General features: G+C 62.4%; 17 protein-coding genes. 11 read left to right on the forward strand and 6 right to left on the reverse strand.

Annotated features, from left to right (window positions below; genetic code table 11):
- Positions 1-35: 35 nt before the first annotated feature.
- The 6 genes from hscB (at position 36) to udk (ending at position 4,736) form a co-directional block, all read left to right on the forward strand.
- On the forward strand, positions 36-569 hold the full coding sequence (gene hscB, locus MOV80_RS06135) for a Fe-S protein assembly co-chaperone HscB (protein ID WP_249604931.1): 534 nt from the start codon (positions 36-38) through the stop codon (positions 567-569).
- Positions 570-677: 108 nt separating this feature from the next.
- Positions 678-2,540 (forward strand): Fe-S protein assembly chaperone HscA, encoded by a 1,863-nt coding sequence (gene hscA / locus MOV80_RS06140; RefSeq protein WP_249604932.1) that lies wholly within the window; start codon positions 678-680, stop codon positions 2,538-2,540.
- 9 nt (positions 2,541-2,549) lie between these two features.
- Positions 2,550-2,891, forward strand: coding sequence for an ISC system 2Fe-2S type ferredoxin (gene fdx / locus MOV80_RS06145; RefSeq protein WP_043590826.1), 342 nt, complete (start codon positions 2,550-2,552; stop codon positions 2,889-2,891).
- 132 nt (positions 2,892-3,023) lie between these two features.
- Positions 3,024-3,218, forward strand: coding sequence for a Fe-S cluster assembly protein IscX (iscX, locus tag MOV80_RS06150; protein WP_019102788.1), 195 nt, complete (start codon positions 3,024-3,026; stop codon positions 3,216-3,218).
- A 172-nt stretch (positions 3,219-3,390) separates the two neighbouring features.
- The gene (locus MOV80_RS06155) at positions 3,391-4,026 is read left to right on the forward strand and encodes a glutathione S-transferase family protein (RefSeq protein WP_019102789.1); all 636 of its coding nucleotides are present in this window, start codon (positions 3,391-3,393) and stop codon (positions 4,024-4,026) included.
- 92 nt (positions 4,027-4,118) lie between these two features.
- Positions 4,119-4,736 carry a uridine kinase gene (udk, locus tag MOV80_RS06160; protein WP_043590824.1) on the forward strand — a complete coding sequence of 206 codons (618 nt, stop codon included), beginning with the start codon at positions 4,119-4,121 and terminating at the stop codon, positions 4,734-4,736.
- Positions 4,737-5,195: 459 nt separating this feature from the next.
- On the opposite strand, the gene MOV80_RS06165 is transcribed toward udk, so the two are convergent.
- Together MOV80_RS06165 and MOV80_RS06170 are read right to left on the reverse strand one after the other, a co-directional pair.
- The gene (locus MOV80_RS06165; protein ID WP_081574276.1) at positions 5,196-5,594 is read right to left on the reverse strand and encodes a VOC family protein; all 399 of its coding nucleotides are present in this window, start codon (positions 5,592-5,594) and stop codon (positions 5,196-5,198) included.
- Positions 5,595-5,680: 86 nt separating this feature from the next.
- Positions 5,681-6,472, reverse strand: a complete 792-nt coding sequence (locus MOV80_RS06170) for an inositol monophosphatase family protein (RefSeq protein WP_019102792.1) — start codon at positions 6,470-6,472, stop codon at positions 5,681-5,683.
- Positions 6,473-6,675: 203 nt separating this feature from the next.
- Between MOV80_RS06170 and MOV80_RS06175 the strand changes: the two genes are divergently transcribed.
- Positions 6,676-7,455: an RNA methyltransferase gene (locus MOV80_RS06175; protein ID WP_019102793.1), complete on the forward strand. Its 780-nt coding sequence runs from the start codon at positions 6,676-6,678 to the stop codon at positions 7,453-7,455.
- On the forward strand, positions 7,445-8,368 hold the full coding sequence (locus tag MOV80_RS06180) for a DUF1853 family protein (RefSeq protein WP_118268265.1): 924 nt from the start codon (positions 7,445-7,447) through the stop codon (positions 8,366-8,368). Before MOV80_RS06175 ends, MOV80_RS06180 begins: the two co-directional genes overlap by 11 nt.
- Positions 8,369-8,651: 283 nt before the next feature.
- Here MOV80_RS06180 and fnr read toward each other — a convergent pair whose 3' ends face one another.
- Positions 8,652-9,398: a fumarate/nitrate reduction transcriptional regulator Fnr gene (gene fnr / locus MOV80_RS06185; RefSeq protein ID WP_043590811.1), complete on the reverse strand. Its 747-nt coding sequence runs from the start codon at positions 9,396-9,398 to the stop codon at positions 8,652-8,654.
- 109 nt (positions 9,399-9,507) lie between these two features.
- On the opposite strand from fnr, the gene hemN reads away from it, so the two are divergent.
- On the forward strand, positions 9,508-10,914 hold the full coding sequence (gene hemN / locus MOV80_RS06190; protein ID WP_118268266.1) for an oxygen-independent coproporphyrinogen III oxidase: 1,407 nt from the start codon (positions 9,508-9,510) through the stop codon (positions 10,912-10,914).
- Between the two features lie 67 nt (positions 10,915-10,981).
- Here hemN and MOV80_RS06195 read toward each other — a convergent pair whose 3' ends face one another.
- Both MOV80_RS06195 and MOV80_RS06200 read right to left on the reverse strand, forming a co-directional pair.
- A complete protein-coding gene (locus MOV80_RS06195) occupies positions 10,982-12,397 on the reverse strand; it encodes a sodium:alanine symporter family protein (protein WP_019101096.1) in 1,416 nt (471 codons plus the stop codon).
- Positions 12,355-12,696, reverse strand: a complete 342-nt coding sequence (locus MOV80_RS06200) for a hypothetical protein (protein ID WP_162897120.1) — start codon at positions 12,694-12,696, stop codon at positions 12,355-12,357. Before MOV80_RS06200 ends, MOV80_RS06195 begins: the two co-directional genes overlap by 43 nt.
- Positions 12,697-12,961: 265 nt before the next feature.
- Between MOV80_RS06200 and MOV80_RS06205 the strand changes: the two genes are divergently transcribed.
- Complete coding sequence (locus MOV80_RS06205; RefSeq protein ID WP_162897121.1) at positions 12,962-14,974, forward strand: methyl-accepting chemotaxis protein; 2,013 nt, start codon at positions 12,962-12,964, stop codon at positions 14,972-14,974.
- A gap of 6 nt (positions 14,975-14,980) precedes the next feature.
- A complete protein-coding gene (locus tag MOV80_RS06210; protein WP_249604933.1) occupies positions 14,981-15,685 on the forward strand; it encodes a transporter substrate-binding domain-containing protein in 705 nt (234 codons plus the stop codon).
- Here MOV80_RS06210 and ugpQ read toward each other — a convergent pair.
- On the reverse strand, positions 15,672-16,430 hold the full coding sequence (gene ugpQ, locus MOV80_RS06215) for a glycerophosphodiester phosphodiesterase (RefSeq protein WP_043590802.1): 759 nt from the start codon (positions 16,428-16,430) through the stop codon (positions 15,672-15,674). The genes MOV80_RS06210 and ugpQ overlap by 14 nt on opposite strands.
- Between the last annotated feature and the right edge of the window lie 66 nt (positions 16,431-16,496).

Here is a 16,496-nt window from a genome sequence, read left to right on the forward strand (position 1 = left end):
TCCAACTGTAAGCTAGGTTTTCCGGCCCCGTCCCTATGAGCACCGATTTCAGCCAAGACTTCTTCTCCCTGTTCAATCTGCCGCGCCGCTTCGCCATAGACGGCTCGGCACTAGAGCACGCCTGGCGCACCGCCGCGGCCCAGGTTCATCCCGACCGCTACGCCAGCAGTTCCGACGCTGAAAAGCGCAGCGCGCTGATGCAGGCCACCCGAGTCAACGAAGCCTACCAAACGCTGAAGTCGCCGTTGAACCGCGCCCGCTACCTGCTGACGCTCTCCGGAGTCGACACTCAGGAAGACACCAACACCCAGATTCCGGCCGCCTTCCTGATGGCGCAGATGGAGTGGCGCGAGAACATAGAAGACGCCCGCGCCGGGCGCGAACTCGAACGCCTGGAAACACTGTCGCGCCAGCTGCGGGACGAGAGCCGCGCGCATCAGACCGAATTGGAGCAAGCGCTGGATCAGCGTACCGACTTGGACGCCGCCGCGCTTCTAGTGCGAAAATTGCGGTTTTTGGAAAAACTGGACCAGGAAATCGGCGATGCCATCGAGGCTTTGCTCGACTGAGCTCCCGGCCGCCGGCCCTTCCCCGTCGTGGGGATCGCGCACCGGCCTGTCCTCCATATCCGCCTCCGCCGCAGCAGGCGGCTTACCTCGAACTGATTTGAACTGAATATGGCCTTACTGCAAATCGCCGAACCCGGCCTCTCCGCCGCCCCTCACCAACACCGATTGGCGATCGGCATCGATCTGGGCACCACCAACTCGCTGGTGGCCTCGGTGCGCAGTGGATCCGCCGCCGTACTCAAGGACGAGCACGGCCGCAGTCTGCTGCCCTCGGTGGTGCGCTACGCCGACGAAGGCGCCGTCAGCGTCGGCTACGAAGCCCAGAAAGAACAGAACAAGGATCCGCACAACACCATCGTCTCGGTGAAACGCTTCATGGGCCGCGGCCTGGCCGACCTGCCGGACGTCCGCAACCTGCCCTACCGCTTCGTCGACGCGCCCGGCATGCTGCAGCTGGTGACCCGCGGCGGCATCAAGAGTCCGGTTGAAATTTCCGCCGACATCCTGCGCACCCTGAAGCAACGGGCCGAAGCCAGCTTGGGCGACGAACTCACCGGCGCGGTGATCACGGTGCCGGCCTATTTCGACGATGCCCAGCGCCAGGCCACCAAGGACGCCGCGCGCCTGGCCGGCTTGAACGTGCTGCGCCTGCTGAACGAACCCACCGCCGCCGCCATCGCCTACGGGCTGGACAACGGCAGCGAAGGCATATACGTCGTATATGACCTAGGGGGAGGCACTTTCGATGTTTCCATCCTGAAACTGAGCCGCGGCGTGTTCGAAGTGCTGGCCACCAGCGGCGACTCCGCATTGGGCGGCGACGACTTCGACCACCGCGTCTACTGCTGGATGCTTGAGCAGGCCGGCCTGTCCGGGCTGGGCGCTCAGGACACCCGGCTGCTGTTAACCCGCGCCCGCGAAGCCAAGGAAGCGCTGACCGAGCACGCGGAGACCCAAATCACCGCTCTGCTGTCCGACGGACAGACCCTGAACCTGACCTTGGATCAGGACACCTTCCGCAGCATCACCAAGAACCTGGTGGACAAGACCCTGCTGCCGGTGCGCAAGGCGCTGCGCGACGCGGGCGTCGCGACGGACGAGGTCAAGGGCGTGGTGATGGTGGGCGGCGCAACCCGCATGCCGCAGGTGCAAAAAGCCGTTGGCGACTTCTTCCGCCAAGAACCGCTGACTAATCTGGACCCGGACAAGGTCGTCGCCTTGGGCGCGGCGATTCAGGCCAACGTGCTGGCCGGCAACAAGGGCGAGGACGAGTGGCTGCTGCTGGACGTGATCCCGCTGTCGCTGGGCATCGAAACCATGGGCGGCCTGACCGAGAAGATCATCCCGCGCAACAGCACTATCCCGGTGGCGCGCGCGCAGGACTTCACCACCTTCAAGGACGGCCAGACCGCGATGTCCATTCACGTGCTGCAGGGCGAGCGCGAACTGGTGGCCGATTGCCGCTCGCTGGCCAAGTTCACCTTGAGCGGCATCCCGCCGATGGTGGCCGGCGCGGCGCGCATCCGCATCACCTTTCAGGTGGACGCCGACGGCCTGCTGGAAGTCTCCGCCCGCGAACAGACCAGCGGCGTGGAAGCGCGCATCGAGGTCAAGCCCTCCTACGGCCTCAGCGACGAGGAAATCAGCCGCATGCTGACCGAGTCCATGACCCATGTGCATGAAGACATCGAGGCGCGCAAGCTGCGCGAAGCCGTCGTCGACGCCACCAGCCTCAGCGAAGCCTGTCGCGTCGCGCTAGCCAGCGACGGCGACCTGCTGGACGCCGACGAGCGCGCCGCGGTGGACGAGGCGCTGGCCGCCGTGGACGCGGCCATCGCCGCGGCACAGGCCGCCCGCGAGGTCAACGAGGCCTCCGGCCGTCTCAACCGCGCTACCGAAGAATTCGCCTCGCGCCGCATGGACCGCAATATCCGGCGCGCGCTCAAAGGCCACAACATTTCCGATTTGTAAGGATCCGCCATGCCGCGAATCATCGTACTGCCCCACGCCGACCTCTGCCCGGAAGGCGTGGTCATCGACAACGCCGAACCCGGCCAGAACATCTGCCAGATATTGCTGGACCACGACATCGAGATCGAGCACGCCTGCGAGATGTCCTGTGCCTGCACAACCTGCCATTGCATCGTCCGCGAAGGCGGCGACTCCCTGAACGAAGCCGACGAGCTGGAAGAAGACCTGCTGGACAAGGCCTGGGGACTGGAAGCCCAGTCCCGCCTGTCCTGCCAGGCGATTGTGGCCGATGAGGACTTGGTGATAGACATCCCTCGGTACACGATCAACCACGCCCGCGAACACCACTAGGAACACGCCCTAAAATCCCTGTAGCCGCGTTGCGCCGCCTTGCCGTACCTCATGTACTGTCTGCGGCGGCGCGCCTTGCTACAGTCGCTGCGCTGGATTTTATGAACGGTTCCACGCTCTGGAGATAAAAAGATGAAATGGACCGACGTGCTGGACATCGCCATCGAACTGGCGGAAGCCCACCCGGAAATCGACCCCAAAACCGTGCGCTTCGTCGACTTGCACAACTGGGTCGTCGCGCTGCCGGGTTTTGACGACGACCATAGCCGCGGCGGCGAACGCGTGCTGGAAGCGATTCAACAAGCTTGGATCGACGAGGTGGAATAAGCGCTCGCCCCCCTGTTTCGGCAAGGCCGCGTCTCCTGACGCGGCCTTTTTGCCGTCTAGCGTCAAAAAACCCACGGCCGCCGCATAGGAAAAGCCGTGCCGATGGCGGTATCATCGGACAAAGGCTGCGACAGCCCGCCGGCAGCCTCCTCTTTCGAAACGGAGCTCCCTGATGTTTACCCTCATCATCGGCAATAAAAACTATTCCTCTTGGTCCCTGCGCCCCTGGCTGGTGCTGAAAATGCTGGACGAGCCGTTTGAAGAGCAGCAAATCGATCTTTACCTGTCCGACACCAAGGCCCGCATCCTCGCCGCCAACCCGGCCGGCAAAGTGCCGGTGCTGATAGATCGCAAGCTGCGGGTCTGGGATTCGCTGGCGATCTGCGAATACCTGGCCGAGTGCTTCCCCGCCGCCAAGCTGTGGCCGGACGACGCCGGACTGCGCGCGGTCGCCCGCTCCATCGTCGCCGAGATCCACTCCGGCTTCTCCGCCCTGCGCGAACACCTGGCGATGAATCTGACGCTGCGCCATATCAATTACCAAAGCACGCCGGCGGTGGAGTTCGATATCGCCCGCATCATCTCGCTATGGGAAGAGCATCTTCCGCGCCATCAGGCCAACGGCGAATTCATCTTCGGCGGCTTCAGCATCGCCGACGCCTTCTTCGCGCCGATCGCCACCCGCTTTCACACTTACAACGTCAAATTGCCTGAGCAGTCTCAGGCTTACGTCAACCGCCTCCTGGCTTTGCCGGCCATGCGGGAGTGGTATGATGCCGCCCAGGCGGAAGGTCAGCGCGGCCAATAGCGTCCGATGTCGCAATTAGAGTGGAAGGACGCGCCATAACTCATTAGAATGGCGCGTTTTTTTATCATTTTTACGCGTAGAAGGATAGTTTCATGACCACCCCGTTCATCATCGGCGTTGCAGGCGGCAGCGGCAGCGGTAAAACCACGGTGACCAATCAAGTGCTGGAAACCATTGGCTCCGAGATGGCGGCTGTGATCATTCAAGACTATTACTACCGCGATCAGAGCCATCTGACCTTCGAACAGCGGCTGGCCACCAACTACGACCACCCGCAAGCCTTCGATTGGCCGCTGCTGATCGAGCACATCGACGATCTGCGTAACGGCCGCGCCATCGAAATGCCGGTCTACGACTTCGCCAACCACACCCGCGCCGAGGAAACCATTACCATCCAGCCGGCGCCGGTCATCGTCATCGAGGGCCTGTTCCCGCTGTACGACGCCGCGCTGCGCGACATGATGTCCTTGAAAATCTTCGTCGACACCGATTCCGACGTGCGCTTCATCCGCCGCCTCAAGCGCGACATCACCGAGCGCGGCCGCACCACCGACAGCGTGATCGAGCAATACCTGACCACGGTACGGCCGATGCACAACCAGTTCATCGAGCCGACCAAGCGCTTCGCCGACGTGATCCTGCCGCACGGCGCCAATGATCCGGCGGTGGATATTATCACCACCAAGGTGGCCAGCCTGATGGTACGCTAAGAGCGGGCAACAAAACCCCTGATGCTGCGTTGCGCCGACTTGTCGTACTCAAGTACTGCCTGCGTCGGCGCGCCTTGCCTCAGGTGCTCTACGAGCTTTTGCGAACCGCTCAGACTTAATGCGGCGGCGTCCGCGCCGCCGTTTTCCGCCCGCTCTTGGCAGCGGGCTCCAAGCACAGGAGTACTTCCATGCACACAATCAAACCGCGCAATCCGCACGCTTGCGCGCCCATCATGAAAAAAGGCGGCGCCCACGGGCGGAGCCGCTCCGGACAGCGCCAGGCCGGACGCCAGGCCATATTGGCCGAACTGGATCTTGATCTGGACTGGAACGAAGCGGACGCCTACCCGCCGCAGGCGCAAGCCGCTGCCGACGATGAGCCGGCGGTTTTTGGCGACGTTAAAAACAAAGAGCCGCGCATTGCGCGGCTCTTTGTTTTTAACGGTGCCCTGCCAGCGGCTACGCCCCCGACTTCAACTGCAGCAAATCCCAGCGGTTGCCATACAAATCCTCGAACACCACCACGGTGCCGTATTCCTCCTCCCGCGGCTGCTCGCTGAAGCTCACCCCCGCCGCCGCCATGCGGCGGTAATCGCGCCAGAAGTCGTCGGTATGCAGGAAGAAACCGACGCGACCGCCGGTTTGCGCGCCCACGACGGCTTGCTGCCGTGCATTGCTCGCCTTGGCCAGCAACAGCGCACACTCGCTCGCCCCGGGCGGCGCCACGCGCACCCAGCGTTTGTCCTCGCCCTGACGCTCATCCTCCAGCAGCACAAAACCCAGCTTGTCCACATACCAGGCGATGGCCTCGTCGTAATCGGCCACCACCAAGGCGACCGAACCCAAAAACTGTTTCATCTCACGCTCCAAACAAAAACGGCGTCCCCAAGGACGCCGTGACGCGCTGAGCCCGCTCAAGCCCCAAGAGGCCAAGCCGACAGCGCTTACTTGCCGATATGCGGCGCCAGCATATGCAGCAGTTGCGCCAGCACTTTCGGATTGGCGGCGACGATATCGCCGGACTCCAGCCAGCCCTGCTCCCCGGACAAATCGGTAACGATGCCGCCCGCTTCCTGCACGATCAGGCTGCCCGCGGCGATGTCCCAGGGCTTGAGATTCAGCTCCCAGAAGCCTTCCACGCGGCCGCAGGCCACATTGCACAGGTCCAGCGAGGCCGCGCCTTCGCGACGCACGCCGGCGCTCTTGGCCAGCACGTCCTTGAGCATGCCCAGGTATTGGTCGATATAGCTTTGGTCGGACACCGGGAAGCCGGTGGCGATCACGCACTCATTCATCATGAAGCGCTTGGATACGCGGATGCGGCGATCATTGAGGAATGCGCCGACGCCGCGCGAGGCGGTGAACAGATCGTTGCGGTTGGGGTCGAAGACCACGGCTTGCTGCACCTGGCCCTTGTGCGCCAGGGCGATGGAAATCGCGTACTGCGGGTGGCCATGCAGGAAGTTGGTAGTGCCGTCGATGGGATCGATGATCCACTCGTATTCCGACGAACCGATGCCTTTCGCGCCGGACTCTTCTGCTAGAATCGCGTGCTTGGGATAAGCTTCCAGAATGGAAGCGATGATGGACTCTTCCGCGGCGCGGTCCACTTCGGTCACGAAGTCATTGTGTTTCTTGCGCTCTACGCGCACCGCGTCGAGATTCAGCGACGCGCGCTGGATGACACTGCCGGCGCGGCGAGCGGCTTTCACCGCGACATTGAGCATCGGATGCATTGACGGCCTCTACACTTTCAACCATGACAAACGTCCGCCACATGACGCGACGTCTGCTAGTAACAATCTGGGTTAAGGAACAAGAAAAACCCGGCGCAATCGGGCAAGGCGGCATGCCTGCCCATCCGGCAAGCGCTGGCCTTGCGCGCAAAACGGCGCGCGGGCTTTTTCGATAAGCCGGCTATTTTAATGTGAAACTGCTGATGAATAAACCCCAAGTACCTGATTTTCTGAAAAACATTCGCGTGGTGTTGGCTCGCCCCAACCACCCCGGCAATATCGGCTCCGCCGCCCGGGCAATGAAGACCATGGGCCTGAGCCGGCTCTATCTGGTTGAACCCAAAGTGTTTCCCAGCGATGAAGCCAATACCCTGGCCTCCGGGGCGGTGGATCTTCTCGAACACGCCACCGTGGTGCCCAGCCTGGCCGAGGCGCTGCAAGACGTCACCATCGCCTGCGCGCTGACCAGCCGCCGCCGCGAGCTGACCACCCCGCTGTCCACCCCGCGCCAAACCACGCCTGAACTAGTGGCCCGCGCCCGCGACGGCGAACAAGTGGCCCTGGTGTTCGGCAACGAAACCTTCGGCCTGTCGATCGAAGAAGTCGAGCAGTGCAACCGTCTGGTCACCATCCCCGGCAATCCGGACTACTTCTCGCTGAATCTGGCGATGGCGGTGCAGGTCATGACCTACGAGCTGTTCAGTCACACCGGCGTGGACGTCGATTATCTGCGCGCCGACAGCGACGCGGCGGCGCTGGGCGAGGTGGAGGGCTTCTGCGGCCATCTGGAACAGACCATGGACAAGATCGGCTACTTCCGCCGCCGCAATAGCGAGCGGATGATGCGCCGGATGCGCACCCTGTTCAACCGCGCCGGCCTGCTGCGCGAGGAGATCGACATCCTGCGCGGCTTCCTCAAACAGGTGCAGCGCGCTGCCGACGGCGAAGTCCGTCGCGACGCGCCCGGACCGAATGGCGAATAAGCCGCCGTTCACCCTGCCCTACGCGCATCCGGCGGTGCGCGATCTGGCTTTTCTTCTCACCGCGCCCTCCCCCTGGAAAAGCGGCGCGGACATTCCGCCGCACCGGCTGCTGGGCCCCGACGGCCCGGCGCTGCTGCAAGCGCTGGACGCTCATCCCGACGAGCTGCGGCACTGGCTGGCGCGCCAGCCCACCCGCCGCCTGGGTCATTACGCCGAGCGCTTGCTATCGTTCTGGTTCCGCTTGGCGCCGCACATCGAACTAGTCGCCAGCAATCTGCCTGTGCGCGGTCCAGACGGCCGCACCGTCGGAGAATTCGACTTCCTTTTGCGCCTGGACGGCCAACCGCTGCATCTGGAAGCCGCCAGCAAGTTCTACCTGCAGCTGGGCCGCAGCGCCGATACGCTGACCGGCCCCAGCCTGCGCGATGCCTGGGCGCTGAAAGCCCATAAGCTGCAGACCCAGCTGCGTCTATCCCGTCACCCCGCGGCGCAAGCGACGCTGCCGGAAGGCTTTGCCGGCTGCGCGGTCGGCGCCCGGCTCAGCGGTTGGCTGTTCCACGCTCAAGACACCTCGCCGGAACCGCCGCCCGGCGCCCTGCCGCTATACGGGCAATACTGGCCGCTGCGCGGCGACTGGCCTGCGTTGAACGCGGACTCCCGCTGGGCCTGGCTGCCCAGGCTCAGTTGGCTGGCGCCTGCGCGCCTCTCGCGGGAACACACCGCCGATGCGGCGGAACTGCGCGCGCGGCTGGAACAGGCAGAGGCACCGCAATTGCTTGCCGAACTGCAACCCGGCCCGGACGGCGACTGGCATGAAGTGGCGCGAGGCTTCGCCGTTCCGCCGGGATGGCCTCAAGAAGCGCCGTTGTCGCGCTTGTTGCGGCAAATCGCGGACTGCGCGCCGCCGCAATGAAAAAGGCAAGCCTCATGGCTTGCCTAAGAGGCTGTTCATAATCTGCTTCGCTTCGTGATACGCCCCACGGTGAGTACCGCTTCGAAATGCTCATGTACCACTATGTACATTCCGCTTTCTCAGCGGTTTTCGCCTTGTCTCGCTCTTGCTCGCTAGATTTTGAACTGGCTCTAAGAACCTGTTTACGATCCGCTTTCTCAGCCGTTTTCGTCTGACCTCCTCTTGTCTCGCGAGATCATAAACACGCTCTTACGTCTTTCGCGGCTCCGTAGAAGCGGCGGGATCAATGACCGTTGGCGTGAGCACAGCCGGAAATCAGCGCCTTCAACTCATCCACCATCACCAACTGGATGTGCTTGTGATCGACCGTGATCCAGCCTTGCTGCTGGAACTTGGACAGCGTGCGGCTGACGGTTTCCAGTTTCAACCCCAGGAAGCTGCCGATTTCCTCGCGGCTCATGCGCAGGATGAAATCATTGGCGGCGAAGCCGCGGGTGGACAGACGCTGGGACAAATTGAGCAGGAAGGCGGCCAGGCGTTCTTCCGCCTTCATGTTGCCCAATAGCAACATTACATTTTGATCGCGAACGATCTCGCGGCTCATCAGTCGGTAGAAGTGGTGCTGCAAGGTGGGAATTTCGCGGCCCAGGCTCTCCATGCGGCTGAACGGCAACTCGCACACCTCGCTATCCTCCAGCGCGATGGCGTCGCAACCGTGAACATTGGCGGAAATACCGTCCAAGCCCATTAGTTCGCCGGACATGTGAAAGCCGGTCACCTGCTCGCGGCCGTCCTGACTGGCCACGCTGGTCTTGAAGAAGCCGGTGCGCACCGCGAACAGCGAGCGGAAGCCCTCGCCGCTGCGGAACAGGTACTCGCCGCGCTTCAAACGGCGGCTTTGACGGATCACTGCGTCAAGCTGGGTCAGTTCCTCGCGGTTGAGCCCCACTGGCAGACAGAGTTCCTTCAGGCTGCAGTTGGAGCAGGAGACCTTCAGGTTATGCAAAGAGATATGGTTCTGATCGGACATGGCATGTTTAGTACAAGCTTGCGACGAAGCTTGACCCTTATCAAAGCGAAATTCGCAGGATTTCCGCAAATTTACCAGTCCACCAGAGGTTTTGCCATCCAAATACGACATGAAGACCACCCACCCATTTTCTCCTGCCCATTTTGAATTCGACCGCGCTCTGATTGAACGCCTCGACGGGACAGGTCCTAGATATACGTCATACCCGACAGCAGATCGCTTTACGCCGGGTTTTGCCGAAAGAGACTACATCCACTGGCTACGGCAGCGCAGCATCGGCGCCAACCGGAAACCTTTATCATTGTACGCTCATATACCTTTTTGCAACACTATCTGCTACTACTGCGGTTGCAACAAGATCATCACCAAGGATAGCGGCAAAGCCGACTTGTATCTGGACTACCTGGAAAAGGAAGTCCAGATGGTCGCCTCCTGTCTGGCGCGCCGAGAGCAGGTGATACAGCTGCATTTCGGCGGCGGTACCCCGACTTTCCTGTCCGACGCGCAACTGGAACGATTGATGACCTTGCTCAAGACTCATTTCGAGTTCTTGAAGGAGGGGGAGTATTCCATAGAAATAGACCCGCGCAAAGTCAGTGCAGCTACAATTTTCAAGCTGGCCGAATTAGGTTTCAACCGCATCAGCGTCGGCATTCAGGACTTCGAGCCCGCGGTGCAGCAGGCGGTGAACCGCGTGCAGTCCGAAGCGGAAACTCTAGAGGTGATCCAGGCGGCGCGCGACGCCGGCTTCAAGTCCGTCAGCGTCGACCTGATCTACGGCCTGCCCTTGCAGACCCGTGAATCGGTGCGTCGCACGCTGGACAAAGTGATCGCCATAGGACCGGACCGGCTGGCGCTGTACAACTACGCCCATTTGCCCACCGTGTTCATGCCGCAACGCCGCATCAACGAGGCCGATCTGCCGTCGCCGGAAACCAAGCTGGACATCCTGCAGGACTCGGTGCAACGCCTGGCCGACGCCGGCTATGTGTTCATCGGCATGGATCACTTCGCCAAGCCGGACGACGAACTGGCCTCCGCCTTGCGCCAGGGCCGGCTGCAGCGCAATTTCCAGGGTTATTCCACGCATGCGGACTGCGACATGATTGGCCTTGGCGTGTCCTCCATCGGCAAGGTCGGCCCCTGCTACAGTCAGAGCGCCAAAGATCTGGACAGCTACTACGCGGCGCTGGACAGCGGCCATCTGCCGGTGCTGCGCGGGCTGACGCTGGACAATGACGACATCCTTCGTCGCAGCATCATCCAGGGTCTGATGTGCCGTTTCTCGCTGTCCGTGGAAGCGCTGGAGGAAATTCACGGCATCAACTTCGCCGAGTACTTTGCGGAAGAGTTGCCGCAGATCCGCGAATATCAGCAACTGGGGCTGCTGTCCTTCGACGGCGACTTCATCATGGTGGAACCCAAGGGCCGCCTCCTGATCCGCAATATCGCGATGATCTTCGATAAGCACCTGCGCGAGCGCCGCACCCGGGCTCGCTACTCCAAAACCATTTAAGCCAGTCCCATGACAAAACAGCCCGCGTCTAAACGCGGGCTGTTTATCGTTGGAGCCAGGCAAAAGCTTACCAGATGTCTTTTTCCACCTTGGCCGCCAGTTCCGGGTAATCCGCCACCTTGAACACAGGGGTGGACTCGCCTTGCTTCAGCTGACGCTCATAGTCCTTCAACACGATGAAGAAGTAACGCGACAACAACACAATGGCCACCAGATTAATCAAGGCCATCAAGCCCATGGCGAAGTCGGCCATGTCCCATACCAGCGGCAAGCTGGCCACCGCGCCGAACATCACCATCGCCAGCACGATCAGCCGGAACACCAACAAGATCCACTTGTTGCTGCGAATGAATTCGACATTGCCTTCGGCGTAAGCGTAATTGCCGATGATGGTGGAAAAGGCGAACAGGAACATCGCCACCGCGAGGAAGGACGCCCCGATCGGGCCGAACTGGGCCTCGATGGCCTTCTGCGTCAGCGCCACCCCGCTCAAACCCTGATCATGCACGCCGGACAACAGAATGATGGCCGCCGTGGCGGTACAGATCACCATGGTGTCGATGAAGACGCCGAACATCTGGATCGCGCCCTGGCTTGCCGGATGGCGCGAGGTCGCCGTCGCGGCGGCGTTGGGAGCGGAACCCATGCCCGCCTCATTGGAAAACAGACCGCGCTTGATACCCAGCATCATCGCCTGGCTCACGGCGTATCCGGCAAAACCGCCCGCGGCCTGCTCCAGACCAAAAGCGCTCTTGACGATCAACACAATCAGACCGGGCAACTCGGCGGCATGCACCGCCAACACATAGAAGGTCATCAGCAAATAGACGGCCGCCATCACCGGCACCAGCCATTCGGCCACCCGCGCCACCGAGCGCACGCCGCCAAAGATGATGGGCGCGCTCATCACCACCAGGGCGATGCCCACCATATAGCGGTTCCAGCCCCAGGCGCCCTCGGTGGCCGCCACGATGGAGTTGGCCTGCACCGCGTTGAACACCAAGCCGAAAGCCAGAATCAGGCACAAGGCGAAGATCACGCCCAGCCAGCGTTGCCCCAGGCCTTTCTGGATGTAGTAGGCCGGACCGCCGCGGAAGGTGTCGTCATGGTGATTGGTCTTGAACAGCTGCGCCAAGGTCGATTCGGCGAAAGCGCTGGCCATGCCCAGCATGGCGGTCAGCCACATCCAGAACACCGCGCCGGGTCCGCCGGCGGCAATGGCGATGGCCACGCCGGCGATGTTGCCGGTGCCCACCCGGCTGGCGAGGCCGGTGGCGAAGGCCTGAAACGGCGAGATGTCGTCCTTGCTGCGGTGGCCGCCGCGGCCGCCCATCATCTCGCGCCAGCCGCGCGCAAAAAGCCGCAACTGCAACAGGCCGGAGCGCAACGAGAAATACAAGCCGACGGCCAATAACAGGCCAATCAGCACTTTGCCCCAAATCACATCATTGGCGGCATTGATAAACGAATGAAGCAAGTCCATGGATCCTCTATAAAGCTCTGAGCGTGGCAATCTGGAAAATAGGCGACGCGCGCCGGAAGGATTGCAGACAGGAAGGTTGTCCTCGCCGCGGTCTTGGCGCCGGGCTTGAAAATTGCAGCCTTGATGAAACCGTTCCCCGCGACCGTCGGGTCGCCTGATTCAGGACACTGCTTCGTCAGACTGTTCGATGCAAAACCCGGCGAATTTAGCAAAATAGAGTGATTGCTGGCAATGCCGGGCAATCTTGGCCAAAGCCTCGCAAACGTCCACTCCCCCGTTTCAACGAACGCCTTTGTCATTGAATCGTTCCGAATAGCCGGACGCTGACCCAATGCCAAAACAGTCCAAAGGCATTTTCGATGCCCCAGGCATTATTGCCGGTTATTCGCCCTGGCCAGACAAGCCAAAGCTCAAGGCCCTTAGCTAAACGAACTGATAAGCGCCTCATCCGACAAGTCATCGCATTTCATGCGGCAATCGCAGCCCGTGAAAATTGCCTATTCTGGAACTGGCGAAGCAGACGTCCACATTGCGTGCGTCGCCGCCACAGTCAGGAGCGAAATCATGACAACACCCGTGGTAAGGCTGATGCAGCGCTTGAGCTACCCCAGCCGCTTTGCGCTGATCGGCACGGTCTTTGCCGTCGCCTTACTGTATATGGTGTACGGTCTGTATCGAACCAATCAGGACAATATCGATTTTTCGCAAAAAGAAAGAGTCGGGGTGTCCTATATCCAGCCGCTGCAGCATTTGCTGGGCGCGCTGGAGCAAGCTCAGGACCTGGCCGTGCGCGCGGCTCAGGGCGAAGCCGCCGCCAAGGCAGCGCTTCCCGCGGCGCAGGCGCAGCTAGAACAAGGCTGGAACCAACTGCAAAGCGCTCACGAACGGTACGGCGCCATCCTGCAAACCGAGGAGGCCTGGAAAACCGCCAGCGCCGCGCGAGGCACGCTGTCGCGGATCGGCGGCGCCCCGCCGCCGCAAGTGATCGCCAGCTTCGACAGCACCGCGGACAAACTCAACGCCTTGCTCGGCGCCGCCAGCGACAACTCCAATCTAACGTTGGACCCGGACATCGACAGTTACTATCTGATGGACGCCGCGACCGCCAAGCTACCCGCGCTCAGCAACTACGTCGGCGAAGCGCTGGCCTGGGCCGCCAAATCGGAAGCCGGCCAAACGCTGACACCCGCCGAACGCGACCGCCTAGTGGAGTTGCGCCCGCTGATCAACGGCGCGCTGGACGGCTTGAACAGCGATCTGGCCAAGGCGCTGGCCTACAACCCGGCCTTGAAAAACGAACTGAACGCCGAATCCCAGGCGCTGGCCGCCTTTCATCAAAGCCAGGCCGCGTCCATCGACAAGGCCATCGCCGGGCAAACCGGCGCCGCCGTGGCCCTGGGCGGGATGGCGGCGAAAAACGCCGAAATCGGCGCCCGCTTCAGCGATGTGACGCTGAAAAACCTGGAGGCGCTGTTGCAGGCCCGCATCGAACGGATGCAGGCTCAGCGCAATTTCTACATCGGCATCGGCCTGGCCGCGATGCTGTTGGCCAGCTTCCTATTCCACCAGCTCTATCTGTCCATCACCCTGCAACTGGGCGGCGAGCCTTTCTACGTGCAAAGCGTGGTCGAACAATTAGCCGCAGGCCAGCTGGGCACCCGGATCCAACTGCGCGAGCAGGACAGCAATAGCTTGCTGGCCTCCATTGGCCAGATGCGCGACCAATTGCGCGACACCGTGACGCAGTTGCTGGACACCTCGCGCGAAGTCAACGCGGCTGCGGACCAGATGGCTCAAAGCGCCCAGAACGTCTCCCATAGCAGCACCCGGCAAACCCAGGCGGCGGCCAGCATGGCGGCGGCGATCGAAGAGCTGAGCACCAGCCTGATGGTCAGCGCCGAGCAATCTGAACAAGCCAATCAACTGTCGCGCGCCGCGGTCAGCCAGTCCAGCGAGGGCAACGCCATCATCCACGACGCCAGCGCCAGCATGGACAGCATCGTGCGCGACGTGTCTTCTGCCTCGGAAACCATAGGCGCGCTGGGCCAGCAATCGGAATCCATCGCCAGCATCGTCGATGTGATCCGCGATGTCGCAGACCAAACCAATCTGCTGGCGCTTAACGCCGCCATCGAAGCCGCGCGCGCCGGCGAACAAGGCCGCGGCTTCGCCGTAGTGGCCGACGAAGTGCGCAAGCTGGCGGAACGCACCGCGCAATCCACCACCGAGATCAGCACCATCGTTTCCGACATTCAGCGCACCTCGCAGCAGGCCATCACCAATATGCAAACCGGCATGAGCGCCATCATGAAAGGCCAGGAGAACACCCGCAACGCCGGCGCCAGCATCGCCTCCATCCGCCAATGCGTGGATCAGGTGCTAGACAGCATCCATCAAATCACTCAAGGTCTGAAGGAACAGAGCAGCGCCAGCCAGTCGCTGGCGCAAAACGTGGAAAGCGTGGCGCGGATGTCGGAAACCAACGCCAGCGCCGTCGAAGCCAGCGCGCAGACCGCCGGCGAACTGCAATCGGTGTCGCAACGGCTGGGGCAGCTCGCCGGCCGTTTCAGTGTCTAGACTACAATGCCGCGCCCGCTGATAAAGCTGATCGCGGCGTTGGCTTCGGCACCCGCCGCGGCGGCCGGGCTGACCATTCTGGTCAGCCCTCAGCCTCCCATCATCGAAGTCTCCGCCGATCAGCAACACGTCTCCGGCGCCGCCATCGACTTGATGCGCGCGCTGTCCCAGCGCGCCGGCCTGCCGTTCAAGTTTACGCCCTACCCCACCGCCCGCGCCGTGCTGCTGGTCCAGCAGACCCCGGACGCCTGCTTGACCGCCGCCCGCTTTCCGGAACGCGAAACACTGTTCCGCTGGAGCGAACCTGTCATCCGCCTGCGGCTGGTGCTGCTGGCGCGCCATGACGAAACCCGCGACTTCGGCGGCGTGGAGCAGGCCAGGCAATTCCATATCGGCGCCGTGCGCGGCACCGCCGTGGCCAGCCGGCTGAAACAACAGGGCTGGACGCTGGACGAAAGCGCGGACGCGGAGACCAATCTGCGCAAGCTGCAACTGGGCCGCATCGACCTGCTGGCCACGCTGGACGTGGGCATACAGAGCCTGGCCGACAAAATGAAAATGGCGACGCCGCGCGTCGCCCTGGTGGTGAACGAAACCGACATCTATTTCGCCTGCCACCCGCAATTAAGCGACGACGTCATGCAGCGGCTGAACCGCGCCATCCTGGCGATGAAGGAGGACGGCAGCTTCAAGGCCTTCAATCTGAAATAGGCCGCAGCAGATCCAAACGGTCGGTGCAGACGCTGTCTACGCCCCAAGCCAGCAAACGTTCGGCATCGGCCGGCTGATTCACCGTGTAGCACAGCAATTGAAAGCCCGCTTGCTTGACGCTGGCCGCCAAGGCCGCGTCCAAGCTCTGATAGTCGCAATGCAAGGCCACGCAGTCCAGGTCGCGCAAGCGCGACAGCCAGTCCGCCGGCACTCGCTCCACCAGCCAGGCGCGCGATAGAGCCGGCGCGGCTTCCCCCGCAGCGCTCAGCGCCTCGGCGGAAAAAGACGACAGCAAGGGCTGCAACGCGGCGCCGGCCCACAGCCGGGCGGCTTCCGCCGCCACCGCAGCGCCGGTTTCCGCCTCCCGTCCCGGGCAGGGCTTGATCTCGATGTTCAAGGCAATGCCGTGCGCAAGGCAGCAGGCGGCGACTGTGTCCAGCGTCGGCATGGGCTCGCCGGCAAAAGCCGCGCCCTTCCAGCCGCCGGCGTCCAGCCGCGCCAATTCCGCCATGCTCAGCGCCGCCGCCGCGCCGCGGCCATTGCTGGTGCGCTCCACCGTGTCGTCATGCAGCAGAAAACAGACATTGTCGGCCGACAGCTTCACATCGCATTCGGCGCCGCGGTAGCCGTAACGCAGGCCTTCGCGAAATCCCGCCAGGGTGTTCTCCGGCGCCAGAACGCCGCCGCCGCGATGAGCGATGAAGCGGGGATAAGGCCATTGCCGGCCAGGCGTGGAGTAAGACATGGGCGCTTCCTTGCAGACCTCGAACAAAAGGCATCATTGTCGCCGGCGAGGATTGCAGACGGATGA

The organism is Chromobacterium sp. IRSSSOUMB001, from assembly GCF_023507765.1.
GTDB lineage: Bacteria > Pseudomonadota > Gammaproteobacteria > Burkholderiales > Chromobacteriaceae > Chromobacterium > Chromobacterium haemolyticum.